This is a genomic window from Phyllobacterium pellucidum, from assembly GCF_013327855.1.
Taxonomy (GTDB): domain Bacteria; phylum Pseudomonadota; class Alphaproteobacteria; order Rhizobiales; family Rhizobiaceae; genus Phyllobacterium; species Phyllobacterium pellucidum.
Window position 1 is genome coordinate 551,225 of record NZ_JABUMX010000003.1, and the last position, 18,645, is coordinate 569,869.

12 protein-coding genes are annotated in these 18,645 nt (G+C 57.0%); 9 read left to right on the forward strand and 3 right to left on the reverse strand.

The features are described 5' to 3' along the window. Window positions 1-36: 36 nt before the first annotated feature. From HQ945_RS16025 to HQ945_RS16035, 3 genes are all read right to left on the reverse strand, one after another. Window positions 37-2,256 carry a S10 family serine carboxypeptidase-like protein gene (locus HQ945_RS16025; RefSeq protein ID WP_162737112.1) on the reverse strand — a complete coding sequence of 740 codons (2,220 nt, stop codon included), beginning with the start codon at window positions 2,254-2,256 and terminating at the stop codon, window positions 37-39. Window positions 2,257-2,786: 530 nt separating this feature from the next. Next, the gene (locus tag HQ945_RS16030) at window positions 2,787-4,820 is read right to left on the reverse strand and encodes a S10 family serine carboxypeptidase-like protein (RefSeq protein ID WP_174208283.1); all 2,034 of its coding nucleotides are present in this window, start codon (window positions 4,818-4,820) and stop codon (window positions 2,787-2,789) included. Continuing rightward, window positions 4,814-5,974 carry a zinc metalloprotease HtpX gene (locus tag HQ945_RS16035; protein ID WP_113279894.1) on the reverse strand — a complete coding sequence of 387 codons (1,161 nt, stop codon included), beginning with the start codon at window positions 5,972-5,974 and terminating at the stop codon, window positions 4,814-4,816. Before HQ945_RS16035 ends, HQ945_RS16030 begins: the two co-directional genes overlap by 7 nt. Before the next feature lie 254 nt (window positions 5,975-6,228). Between HQ945_RS16035 and dnaK the strand changes: the two genes are divergently transcribed. The 9 genes from dnaK (at window position 6,229) to HQ945_RS16080 (ending at window position 18,468) form a co-directional block, all read left to right on the forward strand. Continuing rightward, window positions 6,229-8,151 (forward strand): molecular chaperone DnaK, encoded by a 1,923-nt coding sequence (gene dnaK, locus HQ945_RS16040; protein ID WP_113279893.1) that lies wholly within the window; start codon window positions 6,229-6,231, stop codon window positions 8,149-8,151. 227 nt (window positions 8,152-8,378) lie between these two features. Continuing rightward, entirely contained in the window at window positions 8,379-12,272 is a 3,894-nt protein-coding gene (locus HQ945_RS16045; RefSeq protein ID WP_207719711.1) for a GH92 family glycosyl hydrolase, read from the forward strand. Between the two features lie 268 nt (window positions 12,273-12,540). After that, complete coding sequence (gene dnaJ, locus HQ945_RS16050) at window positions 12,541-13,668, forward strand: molecular chaperone DnaJ (RefSeq protein WP_027230874.1); 1,128 nt, start codon at window positions 12,541-12,543, stop codon at window positions 13,666-13,668. An 84-nt stretch (window positions 13,669-13,752) separates the two neighbouring features. Then, entirely contained in the window at window positions 13,753-14,349 is a 597-nt protein-coding gene (gene pmtA, locus HQ945_RS16055; RefSeq protein WP_113279892.1) for a phospholipid N-methyltransferase PmtA, read from the forward strand. 46 nt (window positions 14,350-14,395) lie between these two features. Further along, on the forward strand, window positions 14,396-14,980 hold the full coding sequence (locus HQ945_RS16060; protein ID WP_113279891.1) for an NADPH-dependent FMN reductase: 585 nt from the start codon (window positions 14,396-14,398) through the stop codon (window positions 14,978-14,980). Window positions 14,981-15,071: 91 nt separating this feature from the next. Further along, the gene (pyrF, locus tag HQ945_RS16065; RefSeq protein ID WP_113280024.1) at window positions 15,072-15,770 is read left to right on the forward strand and encodes an orotidine-5'-phosphate decarboxylase; all 699 of its coding nucleotides are present in this window, start codon (window positions 15,072-15,074) and stop codon (window positions 15,768-15,770) included. Window positions 15,771-15,793: 23 nt separating this feature from the next. Next, window positions 15,794-16,090, forward strand: a complete 297-nt coding sequence (locus HQ945_RS16070) for a DUF1330 domain-containing protein (RefSeq protein ID WP_113279890.1) — start codon at window positions 15,794-15,796, stop codon at window positions 16,088-16,090. Between the two features lie 164 nt (window positions 16,091-16,254). Then, a complete protein-coding gene (locus tag HQ945_RS16075; RefSeq protein WP_091920642.1) occupies window positions 16,255-17,535 on the forward strand; it encodes a polyhydroxyalkanoate depolymerase in 1,281 nt (426 codons plus the stop codon). Window positions 17,536-17,853: 318 nt separating this feature from the next. Continuing rightward, window positions 17,854-18,468: a transglutaminase-like cysteine peptidase gene (locus HQ945_RS16080; RefSeq protein WP_027230869.1), complete on the forward strand. Its 615-nt coding sequence runs from the start codon at window positions 17,854-17,856 to the stop codon at window positions 18,466-18,468. Window positions 18,469-18,645 lie beyond the last annotated feature (177 nt).

An 18,645-nucleotide genomic window follows, 5' to 3' on the forward strand; every position in this document is an offset into this window, starting at 1 on the left:
CGGTTTTCATCTTTGCTTGCCGCTTGGGCCCGCGTTCTAATTTTTTGAGGCAACGGTCGTTGCTGGTTGCGCCATGTAGAACGCGTCCAGCTCTTTCTTCATCGGTCCCCGCGCCGCCTCCGTATAGTACGTCATGTGCCCACCCTCGAATAGTTTCACGGGTATGATTTTGTCGAGCTTGGCCTGTTTCAACGTTGACTCGCTACCGAAAAAAGGCGTCGACATGTCGTAGTAGCCATGAAGCACCAGCATCTTCAATTTGGGGTCGTGCGTGAGCGCCTGCGTTATTTCGACCACGCCGCCCGGGTTGCGTTTCATATTAAATTTACAGCCGCAATTTGTGAGGTATTTACCCTCGGTAAAATAATTGAGATATGTCGGCAATCTCGAACTGATGTGGTCGCCGAAAATCGTCTCTTCAAAGAGGTTAACGTCATAGTCATCCGCTTTCAACCGCGTGTCGTAGACCCCGCTGCCGAACCCAGGTACTTTGATGGATATATCGCCGTACTTCGTGAACGCTTCATCTGCCGTCATCGAAGGATCGCCAAAAATATTCCGCAGTTCGGTCAGTGTTGACTCCACCAAAGCAAGTACCTCAGGCGTCTTTGGCTTGTAGGCCAGCGGCTTGCCGCTCTTTCCTCCAGTTCCAGGTTCTTGAACCTTTTCGTTGTACTTCACATATGTAGGCGCGAAGCGTTCCTCGGAGAATTTGCGCAGATAGTCGGCATATTCTTCCAGGGTGCGTTTGCCGCGCCAGCTCTTCGCTGGACCCAGCAAATAATCGACCGTAAAGGCTCTGGTTGGTAAGGTTAGATAGCATCCACCGGACAAATTGAACAGGTAGCATGAACTCCCGTTCAGAAGCGGCGAGTTGAAGACCAGGCCCGTGAGCACCTTTGTCGGTCTGCCGGAAGGATCAGGCTCGTAAAGACTGATGCCAGCGTCTTCCATGAGCGCGCTGGCAAAGGCGATGCGCGAACCGCCCCAGGATTCGCCGTACAGATATTTGGGCGAACTCTGCCGGCTGTTCGTGTTGACGTAGCGTGCTACAAAGTCCCGAACTATAGCTGCGTCCGTGTCGGCGACGTAGAATTCTTCATTCTTGTGCGGCGCGATTGCTTTGGATAGCCCCGTGCCGACAGGGTCGACAAAGACAAGATCCGTATGGTCGAGCAGTGTCTCTGCATTGTCGATAAGCGGAAATTTCAGGTCCTTGGCAAGTTTTGGAATATTGGGCGTGTCTACTTTAAGGCGTTGCGGGGCCCATGAAGCAGTATGCAAATACACAGAGGAAGAACCGGGCCCACCGTTGAAGAAAAAAGTGACAGGGCGGTTTTCAGGAGGCAGGTCGTCCCGCGTATAGGACATATAGAAAATCGCCGCCTTCGCGTCTTTCTTGTCTGGGTTTTTGGGGTCCTTCGGCGCATAGGCGATATAGTGACCGGCCTTGGCGGTAAACCAGACCGTCTTGCCATCGATCGTCATCGAGTGACGCATCGAGGATGGCGTTTCGTCGACCGGCGCCGTCGCGGTCGCAGGATGGTCCTTTTGATGGAATGCATAGTCCGCCGGAGCAATCAGCGCATAAGCCTCTTCGTCAAGCCCCGCTTCTTTCAGGACGCTTGCGGCCTCGTAGGGCTTGCCCGCCTTCATCAATTCTGCGGCCTGCAGCCGGGCGGTGGCGCCGGGATCGACAGTTACGGACGGGGGAACCGGCTGCACCGGTTCGGTGACTTCAGGCACCACCTCTACAGCCGTTTCCGGCGCCACCGCTTTAGATACTTCCGGCGCCCCTGCTCTAGGGGCTGACAGCACACCCGCTCGCGTGGCGTCCGGCGTCCCCCTTCCAGTGGCTTCCGGCGCCACCACTTTAGTTGTTTCCGGGGCTCGCGTTGAAGTGGCTTGCGGAACACCCCTTCCAGTTGCTTCCAGCTCCACCGCTTTCGTTGTTTCCGGTGCCACTGCTTTACTCGTTTCCGGCTCCACCGCTACAGTTGTTTCGGGGACCGCCGCAACGGTTGTTTCCGGCGTTGCTTTAGTTGTTTCCGGGACCGCCGCTACAGCTGTTTCCGGCACCACCATGATAGTGGTTGCCGCCGCACCCGCTTCAGCGGTTTCTGGAGGCGATGCCTCAAAGGTTCCAGCCGAGGATACTTCGGCGGGAAGCGCTGCACCTGCCGGGGCCGGGTTATGGGAATTGTCGCAGGCAGCGAGGGCTAAAAGTGGAAAAAGGTAAAGTATTTTTAGGTTCATTTGAATTCCCCTATGAATGGGTGAATTCAGCAGATGAAATATGTGATGACAATTCGACCAAAGTCTCGATCTGAATGTTTTTTAGGCAAAAGAGTAAGCTATTTAGGGAAGGTTCTCTAACCTACCAATAGACCGCTGCGGGTGACATGGACTCGCGGGTCGCCGTCCGGCGTATAAAGGCTTACAGCGCAAGCCTCGCAGGTCCATCCTTGTCGGCGACAACCGAATGCGTCGCCTGCGTATTGATGAGTGACAGGATCTCAAGGTTGTTGGAGTTCCAGCGTCCCTATTGCTGGCCAATCTGCGGGACTGATCGCGGGCGGGTGCGAATATGCTCCTGCGAGTCAAGCGCCAGTTTGACGAGAATGTCGTCCGGCATCTTTTCGCCGCGCGCCGTAGCTGAACGTTTCGGCGCGCTGCATGCATTCGATAAGAGTGGGGCCTGGGAAACGGTTTGAGATACGGAACCTCTAATAAAACCGGCGGTCGCGCCGCCGGTCTTCATCTTGCTTGCCGCTTGGGCCCGAGTTCTAATTTCCCAGTGCTACGCTCGTTGCTGGTTGCGCCATGTAGAACTCGTCCAGCGCTTTCTTCATCGGTCCTCGCGCCGCCTCTGTATAGTACATCATGTGCCCTCCCTCGAATGTTTTCACTGGTACGATCTTGTCGAGCCCGGCATATTTCAATTGCGACTCGGTTTCTAGGAATGTCGTTACTACGTCGTAGTAGCCATGAATGACAAGCATCTTCAATTTGGGATCGAGCTTGAGTGCCTGCGCTATTTCAACGACACCGCCCCTTAAATGATCTTTATAACTGAACATACTGGCACCTTTGGAACCCGTATCATCGAATACACACTCGCAAATGTTCGTGACATATTTACTTTCGGTGAAGTAATTGACGTATGCCGGAAGCATAGTATCGAGGTAATTACCGAAGATCGATACTTCAAAGAGGTTTACGTCGTAATCGTCGGCCTTCGTTCGCATGTCGTAAAGGCCTCCGCCGAGTCCTGGGACTCTGACGGGTATATCGCCATAGTTTGAGAACGCTTCTTCCACCTTCAGGGAAGGATCGCCGAAAATATTCCGCAGTTCGGTCAATGTTGACTCCGCCAAAGCAAGTACCTCAGGAGTCTTAGGCTGATAGGCAAGTGGCAAGCCGCTCTTTCCTCCAGTTCCCGGTACTTTTTCCTTCTTATTGTACTGCACGAATGTGGGGGCGAAGCGTTCCGCGAAGAACACGCGCAGATAGTCGGCATATTCTTCCAGGGTGCGTTTGCCGCGCCAGCTCTTCGCTGGACCCAGAAAATAATCGACCGCCATGGCTTTGGTGGGCAAGGTCAAATAGCAATCGGGAATATTGAACAACTTGCATTCGTCGCCCGTTAGCGATGGCGAGTGAAAGACGATGCCGGTGAGCAGTTTCGTCGGTCTGCCGGAAGGATCGGGCTCGTAAAGACTGGTACCAGCGTCTTCTATGAGCGAGCCGGCATAGGCGACCCGCGATCCACCCCAGGATTCGCCATAGAGGTATTTGGGCGAACTCTGCCGGCTGTTCTTGTTGACGTAGCGTGCTACGAAGTCGCGAACTATCGCGGCGTCGGGGGTGGGGGCGTAGAATTCTTCTTTCTTGTGCGGAGCGATCGCCTTGGAAAAACCTGTGCCGACGGGATCGACGAAGACCAGATCGCTCTGGTCGAGCAGCGTATCCGCGGTGTCGATAAGCGGAAATTTCAGGTCTTTTTTAAGTTTCGGAAGATTGGGCGTGTCCATTTTGAGGCGTTTCGGTGCCCACGAAGCAGCATGCAAAAACAGCGCGGGAAACCCTGGTCCACCATTGAAGAAGAAAGTGACGGGGCGGTTTTCAGGAGGCAGGTCATCCCGCGTATAGGATACATAGAAAATCGCAGCTTTCGCGTCTTTCTTGTCAGGGTTTTTTGGGTCCTTCGGCGCATAGGCGATATAGTGACCGGCCTTGGCGGTAAACCAGACCGTCTTGCCATTGATCGTCATTGAATGACGCTTCGATGACGGCGCTTCGTCCGCCGGCATTGCCTCGCTTGCAGGATGGTCCTTTTGGTGGAATGCATAATCCGCCGGTGCAATCAGCGCATAGGCTTCTTCGTCGAGACCCGCTCCTTTCAGGGCTTCCACGGCCTCGTAGGGCCTGCCTGCCTTCATCAATTCTGCGGCCTTCAGCCGAGCGGCGGCGCCTGGGTCGACCGCCACGTCCGGGGGGATCAGCGCCACCGGTGCAGCGGGTTCCGGCGAGACTGCTTCAGTGGTTTCTGGCGGCGCTGCCGGAGGCGATGCCTCAAAGGTTCCAGCCGAGGATACTTCGGCGGGAAGTGCTGCACCTGCCGGGGCCGGGTTATCGGAATTGTCGCAGGCAGCGAGGGCTAAAAGTGGAAAAAGGTAAAGTATTTTTAAGTTCATTTGAATTCCCCTATGAAAAGGCAAATTCAGCAGATGAAAACCGTGGTGACAATTGAACCAACGTCGCGGTCTGGATGTTTTTTCAGCAAAAGCAGAGTTTATTTTGGGGGAGGTACCTACCAATAGACCCCGCCGCGGGTCACATGGACTCGCGGTTCGCCGTCCGGCGTATAAAGGCTTGCAGCGCAGGCCTCGCAGTCGGCATCCTTGGCGGCGACGACCGGATGCGTCGCCTGCGTATTGATGAGTGACAGGATCTCAAGGTTGTTGGAGTTCCAGCGGCCATATTGCTGGCCAATCTGCGGGACTGATCGCGGGCGGGTGCGAATATGCTCCTGCGGCTCAAGCGCCAGTTTGATGAGAATGTCGTCCGGCATCCTTTCGCCGCGCGCCACAACGGCGCACGCATCCTTCAAGGCCAGCAGCCGTGCGACGCGGGCCTCGGTCAGCGGGTGCGTGCGCAGGACCGAAGGATCGGGTATGCGCCCGCCGGGCAGGATCAGGCTTTCCCAAACCTTGCCTTGCGCCTTTTCGAGCTTCGTCAGCGCATGGGCGAGGCCTTCAGGATCGCCGGTGAGCATGGCGGCACCGAGATCGGCATTAAATTCGCGGGTGCGCGAAAGCGCCATTTGCAGGAGGCCGCCGACCGTCGGAGCCACCAGCAGCACCAGAACCCCAAGCCAGGGTATCTGCGGCGTCGATCCGCTGGCGAGCCAGGCAATATTGAAAAGCAGCGAGACAATGCCGATCGTCGACATCAGCGACGTGAAGCGGGAGACCGTGTCGGCAAGCGCCATGACCCGCAAATCTTCATTGCGGATATGGCTTATTTCGTGCGCGAGAACGCCGGTAAGTTCGCGCGCGGTCAGGGTCCTGACCAACTGATCGGTAACAGCGACGACCGCCGTTTCTCTGGAGCCCACGGCAAAGGCGTTCATCATCCTCGAGGGGATGACGTGGAGCTTCGGCACGGCTGCAAGTTCGGCCCGGCGGGCGAGTTCCTCGACGATTGCCAATCCTTGCGGAAATTCCGAACGGGTGACGGGCCGCGCCTTGTACATGGCAAGCACCATTTGCGGGCTGATGCGCCTGATCGCATAAAGGCTGATGCCGCCGAAGACGAGGGCATAGGCAATGCCTGCCGGCCCTGCCAGGGTCCAGGCACAGGCGATTAGGAGCGCAAGGCTGCCTGCGAGCAGCAGCCAGGTGTGCAACATGTTGATCAATTGGCTGCGGCGATGCTCGGGAATATGGGGGTGGAGCGCGCTTTCGGTCATCCTCGAAATATGGGGTCATCGCCGGATTTGGGCAATAGAGCGCCCCAGACCCGGTTTTTACGACTCTTTTGCAACAATTCCCCCGACAAATGCTGTAGCTTAGAACTTGCATGGCAAATTTACCCTTCTTATATAGCCCCCAACAATGTAAGTACCGCTCGCCTCGGCGGTCCCCTATTGTTGAAACCCCCTAGGGGCTGCTGAATGGAATGCTCGGCAGAGGTCCCAGCAGCCTGCTGAATGGAGATGAAGTAATGGCAAAAGTTATCGGTATTGATTTGGGAACGACCAATTCCTGCGTCGCCGTCATGGATGGCAAGAACGCGAAGGTCATTGAAAATGCGGAAGGCGCACGCACGACGCCATCCATCGTTGCATTTACGGATAGCGACGAACGCCTCGTTGGCCAGCCGGCCAAGCGCCAGGCTGTCACCAATCCGGAAGGCACCGTCTTTGCGGTCAAGCGCCTCATCGGCCGTCGCTTCGACGATCCGACCGTCGAAAAGGACAAGAAGCTCGTCCCCTATCACATTGTGAAGGGCGACAATGGCGATGCCTGGGTTGAAGTCCATGGCAAGAAATATTCGCCGTCGCAGATTTCCGCGATGGTCCTGCAGAAGATGAAGGAAACCGCCGAAGCCTATCTCGGCGAGAAGGTCGAGAAAGCCGTCATCACGGTTCCGGCCTACTTCAACGATGCCCAGCGTCAGGCGACCAAGGATGCCGGCAAGATCGCCGGTCTCGAAGTCCTGCGCATCATCAACGAGCCGACTGCGGCCGCTCTCGCTTATGGGCTTGACAAGAAGGAAGGCAAGACGATTGCCGTATACGATCTTGGCGGCGGCACGTTCGACGTGTCGATTCTCGAGATCGGCGACGGCGTCTTCGAAGTGAAGTCGACCAATGGCGATACGTTCCTCGGCGGTGAAGACTTCGACATGCGTCTGGTCGAATATTTCGCGGCCGAGTTCAAGAAGGAACAGGGCATCGACCTGAAGAACGACAAACTCGCCCTGCAGCGCCTCAAGGAAGCTGCCGAAAAGGCGAAGATCGAACTTTCCTCGGCACAGCAGACGGAAATCAACCTGCCGTTCATCACCGCCGATGCGACGGGTCCGAAGCATCTGACGATGAAGCTGTCGCGCGCCAAGTTCGAAAGCCTCGTCGACGATCTGGTCCAGCGCACGGTCGAGCCCTGCAAGTCCGCGCTCAAGGATGCCGGCCTCAAGGCTGGTGAGATCGATGAAGTGGTTCTCGTCGGCGGCATGACCCGCATGCCGAAGATCCAGGAAATCGTCAAAGCCTTCTTCGGCAAGGAACCCCATAAGGGCGTCAATCCGGACGAAGTGGTCGCAATGGGCGCCGCCATTCAGGCCGGTGTTCTCCAAGGCGACGTCAAGGACGTGCTCCTGCTCGACGTCACGCCGCTTTCGCTCGGCATAGAAACGCTGGGCGGTGTTTTCACCCGTCTGATCGAGCGCAACACGACGATCCCGACGAAGAAGTCGCAGACTTTCTCCACGGCCGAGGACAATCAGTCCGCCGTGACGATCCGCGTCTTCCAGGGCGAGCGCGAAATGGCTGCCGACAACAAGGCGCTTGGCCAGTTCGATCTCGTTGGCATTCCGCCAGCGCCGCGCGGCGTTCCGCAGATCGAGGTCACGTTCGACATCGACGCCAACGGCATCGTCAATGTTTCGGCCAAGGACAAGGGCACCGGCAAGGAGCACCAGATCCGCATCCAGGCATCCGGTGGTCTCTCCGACGCTGACATCGAGAAGATGGTGAAGGACGCCGAAGCCAATGCCGAGAGCGACAAGAAGCGTCGCGAGGCTGTCGAGGCGAAGAACCAGGCGGAAGCTCTGGTCCATTCAACCGAAAAGTCGCTGAAGGACTATGGCGACAAGGTTTCGGCTGAGGACAAGGGCGCCATCGAGACCGCGCTTGCCGATCTGAAATCTGTAATCGAAGGCGATGACGCCGAAGTCATCAAGGCAAAGACCCAGACTCTTGCCGAAGCTTCGATGAAGCTTGGCCAGGCAATGTACGAAGCCTCGCAGGCTGCGGAAGCAGCTGAAGGCGCCGCGGGCGCCGAGGCAACGGCCAAGGCCGACGACGATGTGGTCGACGCCGATTTCGAAGAGATCGACGAGGACGGCAAGAAGAAGTCTGCCTGACGCCTTCTAAAGAACACACGGAAAAGCCCGGCCTTCGTGCCGGGCTTTTTGTTTGCCGGGTTAGACTTTCGCTCAATTGAGAGCCGAGGAGAATAGGACTATCACGCCTATTCAATCGGTTGAATTGCTACTGGGAGGGGCAATCGAACCGGGGCCCGTATTTCGGACCCTTGCCCTCCAAGTTATTTCAGCAGGATTCATTGTTGAATCATCGGAGGAAAGTCATTTTGAGAAAGACATTTATCACCGCCCTTCTTGGGTGCACGATGCTCGCTGGCTGCAACAACGGCGACGACAAGGCCACCACCGGGAACGATCAGGGCACATTCACTTCCCAGATCGAGACGCTGAACAACACCAACGCTGCACTGACAGCACAGGTCGGCGAGCTTAAAGCTGCCAATCAAGGTGCCTCGGACGTTGCAGTCGGGTTGTCCGCGCTTGCTGCCGAGGTAAGCGCGCTGAAGGACGCCAACCTCAAGGCTTCGACGGAGATTGCCGGGTTGTCATCGGAGGTAGGTAACCTGCAAAAAGCGGACAAAGTCGCCGACGCTGCGACGAGTGCGCTTGCCGATCAGCTCAACGATCAAAAGAATACCAGTGAGAAGAATGCGAATTCGCTGGCCGAACTGGCTCGCCAGATCAGCGAACTGCAAGCAGGCGGTAAGACGACCACTGCGTCGCTCGCTGATCTTGCAAAGCAGATCGGCGATGTGAAGACGCAGCAATCGACCTCCGTGACGACGATCGCTGCCCTTTCCAAGCAACTCGATGACTTGAAGACTGGAACGGCAGCCACGACCACAAGCGTCAAAGAGTTGCAGGGCGCGCTGTCGTCGCTGTCGCAGATCGTCAAGACCGTGAAGCTTGAGACCATGCAGCCGCACATCGCGGATCTGCAGGCTGAACTCGGCAAGATACCGCCGACGATCGCGACGCTCGGCACGATGACCGACCGGATAGCGGCCGTAAAAGCCCTCACCGAAAAAGCCAACAAGCAGGAAATGTCGGCCGAAGATGTCGCCGCGATAGACGATCACCTAAAGGACCTTGCCAAGCTCGGTGACAATATTGCCAGCGAGAAAACCAGCATTGCCGACAGTCTTGCCAAAGGTGACGGCATCCTGAAATCCATCCGGGAACTGCCCGCAAACGCAACAGTCAACGACGTGGCCGGCATCGATGACAGTATCGGTGCATTGTTGTCGGCGCTCAAGAGCAATAGCAAGCCCCTGCAGGACCGCGTGGCAGGCTATGACAAGGGCATTGGCGACATCAAGATGAAGATCGGGGATCTTACCGGCCAGAACCTCGCGGAATACGTGAACACGATGCGCGGCGCCCAATCGAGCGGCGACTTCACCCGCGGCAACACGTTCCCCGCTACAGCAGTGCCGTTCGGGTTCAACATGTGGAGCCCCGTCAATCAGAGCGATTCAAACTGGTTTTATCAGTTCAAGACCGGGGAAAACGGCAGTCTGATCGACACCGTTCGGGCGTTCGCGGTCGTCCATGAGCCGAGTCCGTGGATCGGCAACAGGCAATCCCTGGGTATCATACCGATCGACAACGAGACGGTGACTAGCCTCGCCTCAGCAGCCCAGAAATTCGACCGCAAGAACGAGATCGCTCAGGCGCACTATTACAGCCTGATCTTTAACAATGGCACCAGGACCGAGATAACGCCGACCGACCACGCGGCTTATTTCCGCTTTAACGTCCCGGCGGATAAAAAGGTCGTAACGCTTCTCTTCGATACGTTGACCGCCAGCGGTGCGTTTTCATATGATTCGGCCACCGGTGCGATATCGGGTTATACGAACCACGGCTCGCCGCAAATGTATTTCTATGCGGTATTCGATGCTCCCGTTACGAAATCAAAGACCGTATATGGAGACACGTCGTGGGTTCAGTTCGATACGACGGGCAATAAGTCGGTCGGCATGAGAATCGCCACGTCTTTCATTAGCGTGGATCAAGCCAAAGCCAATCTTGAGGACGAAATCGGCGGCAAATCCTTCGACCAGATCAAGGATCTCGCCGAGGCTGCATGGTTGAAAAAGCTTGGTCAAATACGCGTCAAGAATGCAACGGCTGACCAAAAGACGATTCTTTATTCCAATATGTATCGCGCATTCCTTTACCCCAACTCCGCTTGGGAAAAGGAAAAGGGGACCGGCAAGCCCATTTATATGAGCCCTTACACCAGCCCCTCGACGCAAAAGGATGGGAAGATCTGGGTCAATAACGGCTTCTGGGACACCTATCGGACGAACTGGCCGCTCTATTCGCTGCTGATACCGACGCAGGCCGGACAGATGATCGACGGCTTCGTCAATGGTTACAAGGATGGTGGCTGGGTCACCCGCTGGTCTGGACCAGGCTACAATGACAGCATGGTGGCCACGAGTTCGGATATCATCATCGCCGATGCCTATATGAAGGGCGTGCGCAATTTCGACGTCGACGCGGCGTATGCGTCGATGTTGCGGAATGCGACGACCTACAGCCCTGACAGCGCCAAGGGGCGCAAGGGCATGGATAAGTCCATTTTCTACGGCTACACGCCTAAGGAAGTGTACATCAACGATCCGGCTCCCGGCCACGTTGCATGGTCGCTGGAAGCCGACTTGAACGACTTCGGCATCGGCCAGATGGCGAAAGTGCTCAAGAAAGACGATGACTACGCCTATTTTTCCAACCGGGCGATCAACTATGCCAATCTGTTCGATGGGACGTCGACAGGAACGTGGGCGAACGGCTGGTTCCGCACCAAGGATCAAGCCGGCAACTGGGCCTCGGGACCAAGCACGCCCCAGAGCTGGGGTTACGGTTACACGGAAGGCAATGCATGGTCCTACGCCTTCCTGGCGCCGCAAGATGGCCAGGGTCTGGCCAATCTCTATGGCGGTCGTGACAAGCTGAAGGCCAAACTGGACAAGTTCTTTACGACTGCTCCGGGCATGGACGGCGGCAGCTACGGCTTTGCGATCCATGAGGTCAAGGAGGCCGCCAAGGTCCATGAACTTGCCAATGTCGGCGAATACCAGCATTCCAACCAGACGGTCCATCACTCCATCTACATGTACAATTTCGCAGGTTCTCCTTCGAGCGGACAAAAGTACCTGCGCGATGTCATGGACAAGCTCTACTTCTCCGGTTTCGACGCCAACGGCAATTCGACAGGTGAAGGCTATATTGGCGACGAGGACAATGGTGAGCAATCGTCGTGGTACCTGTTGAGTTCCATGGGCATCTATCCCGTCAGCATGGGACGCCCCGAATACGCGATCGGTGCGCCCTATTTCAAGGAAATGACGGTAACCCTGGAAAGCGGCAAGAAGATCGTGGTCAAAGCACCGAATGTCAGTTCTTCCAACCGCTACGTCCAAAGCATGAAGCTAAACGGCAAGGATCTTACACGTAACTACCTGTTGCATTCCGAACTTGTTGATGGCGCGACGCTCGACTTCGTCATGGGGCCTAACCCTTCCCAATGGGGTACCGGCACCAACGACCTCCCGACGTCGATCACCCAGGACAGCAAGGTTCCGAACCCGCTGAAATCGCTGTTGCCGGTCGGCAACTACGACGTCACCGCGAGTACAGTAGATAAAAAGGATGCCATTTTCGATCGTACTTCCGGCACCGCATGGACCAGTAAAGGCGCGGGCTGGATCGAGGCGGCGAAAAAAGCGCCGACAATGCTCGATGCCGTATCGCTCTACACCCTGTCGTCATCGACTGATGCGACGAAGGACCCGACGGGATGGATACTGAAAGGTTCGAATGACGGTTTGGTGTGGGTCACGCTCGACACCCGCGAAGGCCAGGGCTTCGCGTGGCGCCGGCAGACCCGTCCGTTCGCGCTGAAGGCGCCGGCTTCCTACGCCAAGTATCGGCTGGAGTTCACCGGAACCAACGACGTCTCGATTGCAGAGCTCGAGTTGCTTGGCGCGACAGACGTTTCGGCCGCCCCGACGACCGCATCAAACGCAGTTCCGACGCCTTCCGTGGCACCCACGCCGCCCTCGACCTCCGGAGGCTCGACCTCGTCTGCCGGAGGCGCGGGTGGGGGGCTCGCCGATTCCGGAAAGCTCGACGGCCGGCCTCTCCGTTGATTTCAACGCGCCATTGCGACGCGGCGAAACTCTTGTGAATGAAACGAGACGAGCCCGGCCATTGCGCCGGGCTTTCTCGCCCTTGCGAAGAAAATCAAAAAGCAAGGGGGAGATCCCGCCACATTCCCGCGATAATCCGCGAATATGCGGCATTTCTTGCGAATCAATGTAAGTTGGCTATGGCATTCATGGCGGCGAACACCTAAATACCGGCATTAAACAAGCTTCTTAAAGAAGCGTACGCGATTTTCACGGAACGAGTGTCTGGATGAAGGCTGACTATTACGAAACCCTCGGCGTCACGAAAGGCGCTGATGAGAAAGAGCTCAAGAGCGCTTTCCGTAAGCTGGCAATGCAATTTCACCCCGACAAGAATCCGGGAGACGCAGCCGCCGAACACCGATTCAAGGAAATTGGCGAGGCCTACGAGACCCTGAAGGACCCGCAGAAGCGGGCAGCCTACGACCGCTTCGGTCATGCGGCCTTCGAGCATGGCGGCATGAATGGCGGTGGTGGCTTCGGCGGCGCCGGTGGTTTTGCCGATATTTTCGAAGATATTTTTGGCGAGATGATGGGCGGTGGACGCCAGCGCCGCTCCGGCGGGCGCGAGCGTGGCGCCGATTTGCGCTACAATATGGAGATCACACTTGAGGAGGCCTATACCGGCAAGACGGCGCAAATCCGCGTTCCAACCTCGATCACCTGCGACGAATGCTCGGGTACCGGTGCAAAAGTCGGCACGTCGCCCGTCACCTGCAGCACCTGCAGCGGTTCTGGCCGCGTGCGCGCTGCTCAAGGGTTCTTCTCGATCGAGCGCACCTGCCCGACATGCCATGGCCGTGGCCAGATCATCAAGGATCCATGCACCAAATGCTCGGGCCAGGGCCGCGTTACCGAAGAACGCGCGCTTTCCGTCAACATTCCAGCCGGCATCGAGGATGGCACCCGCATTCGCCTGACCGGCGAGGGCGAAGCCGGATTGCGCGGCGGACCGGCGGGCGATCTTTATATTTTCCTCTCGCTGAAGCCGCATGAGTTTTTCCAGCGCGACGGTGCCGATCTCTATTGCAAGGTGCCGATTTCGATGACGACTGCCGCGCTTGGCGGGCAGATCGAAGTTGCGACGCTGGACGGTACGCAGACGCGGGTCAAGATTCCCGATGGTACGCAAAATGCCAAGCAGTTCCGCCTTAAGGGCAAGGGCATGCCGGTGCTGCGCCAGCCTGCCATGGGCGATCTCTACATCCAGATGGCCATTGAAACGCCGCAGAATCTCAACAAGCGCCAGCGCGAGTTGCTCGAAGAGTTCGAGCGCATTTCATCTCAGGATAACAGCCCGCAATCGTCAGGCTTCTTTGCCCGCATGAAAGAGTTCTTCGAAAGTCTAAGCGAGTAGTTTTATTGGATCTTTTCCCGTTGGCGGCCTTGCTTCCGTCACGTGTTGCGGCATAAACTTGTCTAACTGCGACGGAGGATGAGCATGTCGAGACCTTTGGGGAAGAAACTGGCCGAGAAGTTCGGCGAGGAAATCCGGTTCTTCAAGGGTTGGATGCATGGTCCCAAGGCGGTGGGTTCGATTCTTCCAACGAGTTCGATCACCGCCCGGCGCATGGCGAGCGTCGTCAATCCGCATTCCGGGCTTCCCGTGCTCGAACTCGGCCCCGGCACCGGGGTAATCACCCGGGCCATTCTCAATCGCGGCGTCGCCCCGACCAACCTTTATAGCGTCGAATATTCGTCGGATTTTGCCGAGCATCTGCGCGAGGATTTCCCTGGCGTCAACATCATCGAAGGCGATGCGTTCGATCTCGACACCACGCTGGGCGAGAAGCGCGACCAGAAATTCGACAGCGTCATCTCTGCGGTTCCACTCTTGAATTTCCCCGTAAGTGACCGCGTTGCCATCGTCGAGGATCTGCTGCGGCGTATTCCGCACGGGCGGCCCGTCGTCCAGATTACCTATGGGCCGCTTTCGCCGGTGCCTGCCGGGCGCGGCAACTACAAGATTGAGCATCTCGATTTCATCATCCGCAACGTGCCCCCGGCACGGCTCTGGGTCTACCGCAGGGTCGATTGACTCAGCTTAATTGCCCTGCGCTGCCATTTCGATATAGAGGGTTTGAATGCTGCCGAAGATTCTGGTGTTCGCCGGGTCGAACCGTACGGGTGCCTACAGCAAGAAGGTAGCAAACGCTGCGGTCAAGACATTGGCCGAACTCGGCGCCGATGTGACGCTTATTGCGCTTTTCGATTATCCCCTGCCGTTGATGGATGAGGATCTCGAAGAGAAACAGGGAATTCCTGACAATGCCATGAAACTTGGCCGGCTCTTTGCGGCTCATGATGGCATGCTGATTGCCTCGCCCGAGTACAATTCTTCCATTCCGCCGCTTCTCAAGAATACCATCGACTGGGTCAGCCGTATTTCGAAGGATGGCGACAAGCCGCTCAGGCCCTATTCCGGCAAGGTCGTTGGACTTTGCTCTTCATCCGAGGGCAATTTCGGCGGTGCGCGCGGGCTCTATCATTTGCGGTCGGTCCTGATGAATGTCGGGACGCAGATCATCACGGAACAATGCTCGGTGATCCATGCCCATGAAGCCTTCGCCGAGGATGGATCGTTTCGCAACGAGCGCACGGCAAAGTCGATGGAACGGGTCTGCCAATCGTTGATCGACCATACGCGCTTTGCCAAATCCCGCGCATAGTCGGCGTTTTGCGGCCGCTCGCGGCAATATCTGTTTTCAATCGGCTGCATCTGTGCCAATGGGATGCGATCAAAGAAAAAGGATGATTGTCATGACGGATGCGGCTTTGCGCGAGCGCCTGATCGTCGGCCTTGACGTGCCGACGCTCGACGTCGCCGAAGAGGTGATCAGCGAACTCGGCGATACGGTTTCATACTACAAGATCGGCTATCAGCTCGCCTTCGCCGGCGGGCTTGGTCTGGCCAGCGAACTTGCCCGTTCCGGCAAGAAAGTCTTTCTCGACATGAAACTTCTCGACATCGACAACACGGTGGCGAAGGCCGTTGAGAATATCGTTAAAATGGGCGTGTCGATGCTGACGCTGCATGCCTATCCGAAAGCCATGCGGGCCGCCGTCGAGGCAGCACGGGGATCCGACCTTTGCTTGCTCGGCGTGACAGTGTTGACCTCGATGGACCAGCAGGATCTCGTCGATGCTGGCTATGAGCACGACCCGCACACGCTGGTGCTGATCCGGGCCGAACAGGCATTCAACGCCGGCATGGGCGGGATCGTTTGCGCGGCGCCGGAGGCCGAGGCTGTGCGCAAGGTCGTCGGCCCAAAGCTTGCCATCGTCACGCCGGGCATTCGCCCGGCAGGTTCCGCCGCAGGCGATCAGAAGCGTGTGATGGCGCCGGCAGACGCCCTGCGCGCCGGGGCGAGCCACCTTGTGGTCAGCCGCCCCATTGTCGGCGCGGGCGATCGCCGTGCGGCAGCGGAAGAGATTCTGGCTGAAATGGCCAAGGCATAATTGGACATCAAAGGAGCGAGAAAATGCCCAAGGGATACTGGATCGCGCGGATGGATGTAAAAGACCCAGAACGCTACAAGGATTATATCGCCACAGCGAAACCTGCGTTCGAGAAATATGGCGCCAATTTCCTGGCGCGCGGCGGCGCCCATCACGTGCTCGAAGGGCAGGCGCGCGGACGCAACGTTGTCATCGAGTTTCCCTCGCTCCAGGCCGCGCTCGATTGCTATAATTCGCCGGAATACCAAGCTGCCAAGGCTATCCGCCTGACAGTCGCCGAGGGTGAGATGCTGCTGGTCGAAGGCGCCGAAGCCGGCTAACTGCGGCTGCGCCTTTCGATGCGAACATTTTTCTGTTCTCTCATACCTTTGTTGCATTGCAATAGCGGTAAAACCAGCTACGGTCACTGACCCGTCAAGAACATTTTCATATGTGGGCGTCATTGTTCTTGAATTGCAGCTGTGGTGATTGATCGGAAAGTGGAATGTTTTACCAACTTTATGAACTCAACCATGCCGCGCTTCAGCCTTACAGGGCTTTCGCCGATGCCACCAAGCTGTTCTACGATAACCCGCTCAATCCATTGTCCCAGACGGTAGTCGGGCGCTCCATCGCGGCGATGTGTGAGCTCTTCGAGCGCACCACCCGTGCCTACGGCAAGCCGGCATTCGGCCTGCCTACCACGGTGGTTGACGGAGTTGAGACCGACGTCAAAGAGAAGATCGTCTGGAAGAAGCCGTTCTGCAACCTCATCCATTTCAAGCGCGCCCTGCCGGCAAAGCGTGCCGCCGATCCGAGGATCCTGATTGTTGCGCCCATGTCCGGCCACTATGCGACGCTGCTGCGCGGTACCGTCGAAGCGCTTCTGCCGCATGCGGAGGTCTATATCACCGATTGGGTGGACGCCCGCACCGTTTCGCTCACTGACGGCAAGTTCGATCTCGACGACTATATCGATTACGTCATCGAGATGTTCCATGCGTTGGGCGAAGATACGCACGTGGTTGCGGTGTGCCAGCCTTCCGTACCGGTGCTTGCCGCCGTTTCGGTCATGGAAGCCAATGGCGACCGTTTCGCGCCTTCGAGCATGACGCTGATGGGTGGGCCAATCGATACCCGCAAGAATCCGACGGTGGTCAACAAACTCGCCGAGGAAAAGGGCATCGACTGGTTCCGCGACAATGTCGTCATGTCGGTTCCCTGGCCGCATGCGGGCTTTATGCGTGAGGTCTATCCCGGTTTCCTGCAGCTTTCAGGCTTCATGAGCATGAATCTCGACCGCCATATCACGGCGCACAAGGAATTCTTCATGCATCTCGTGAAGGAGGATGGCGACTCGGCAGACAAGCACCGCGAATTCTACGATGAATATATGGCGGTGATGGATTTGACGGCCGAGTTCTACCTGCAGACCGTCGATACCGTATTCGTCCGTCACGCCCTGCCAAAGGGCGAGATGACCCACCGCGGCATCCTTGTCGATCCATCCGCCATTCGCAATGTGGCGCTGCTTACGGTGGAAGGCGAAAATGACGATATCTCCGGCGTAGGTCAGACCAAGGCAGCTCAGACCCTCTGCGTGAATATCCCCAAAGAGATGCGCATGCATTACCTGCAGCCGAAGGTTGGGCACTACGGCGTGTTCAACGGTTCGCGCTTCCGTGCCGAAATTGCACCACGAATCGTCAAATTCGTTAACGATCACGCACGCGTGAACCGCCGGACGAGCAACGTTACGCCGATCGGCAAGCGCGCGGCGGGCTAGAACCTTCGGTCTAGCCTCAGGCAGTGGAGACACAGATCGATTAGTCTGTTCCACGGAAAGAGTGCGAGAAATAATTGTTGTTTTTCAGTGGTTTGAGCAGCGGCTTCGGGCTTCGCCCACAAGGTATGTTGCTTCGGAAGTCATAGAGTTTCGCAGCAATTCCACGTCGGCGCATATCAATCGAACGTGGGGATAGGCGGCTTCTCAAATTTTAACCATATATTAACAATGGCAAGACCGTGGCGCCATTGTGATTGACTCATGTCCCGTCCGGCCATTAACGTTTTGTTAACGAAGGCTGCTGGTGTGGAGTAGGGCATGTTCGGAATGGGGCGGGTTTTGAAGTCGATGGGGATCGCGGCAGCGCTCTTCACGGCCGCATTTGGGGCAAACTCCGCCTCGGCGTCTGAAGCGTTCATGACCACCGGTGGCCTCACCTCACAACCAATCGGTCATTACGAGTTGTGCAAGCGTATGCCGGAAGAATGCTCGATCCGTAGCCGCAATATCATGCCCGAAAAGATGAGCCACGATTTCTGGCAGTTGATCGTCAACGTCAACAGCGACGTGAACCAGAAGATCAAACCGCTCACCGACAAGGAAATTTACGGGGTCGAGGAATACTGGGCCTATCCGGACAAGGTCGGCGATTGCGAAGACTATGTGCTCCTGAAGCGCCGCGACCTGATGCAGCAGGGCATCTCGCCCGCCAATCTGCTGATCACCGTTGTCCGCAAGCCTGATGGCGAGGGTCATGCAGTCCTGACCGTGCGCACCGACAAGGGTGATTTCGTTCTCGATAACCTCGTTGACGGTGTGAAGAACTGGTCGGAGACCGAGTACACCTACCTGAAGCGCCAGGCGACCAACAATACCGGGCGCTGGGTCAGCATCGAAGCTCCGTCCAACATCCTCGTCGGTTCGGTCCAGTAACCGGGCGAGTCCGCGAAACTCGAACTGCCGGACCAAGGGTCCGGCAGTTTTCATTTGCGCCGTCCTTACCTAGGATTCTCGCACCAGAAAGGCGCGGCGGTCGCGCCTGATAAACGTTTCCGCATCTTTCGTGCTGACGCAGGCAAGACGCTACCTGGCTACCCTCAGCAATTCTGC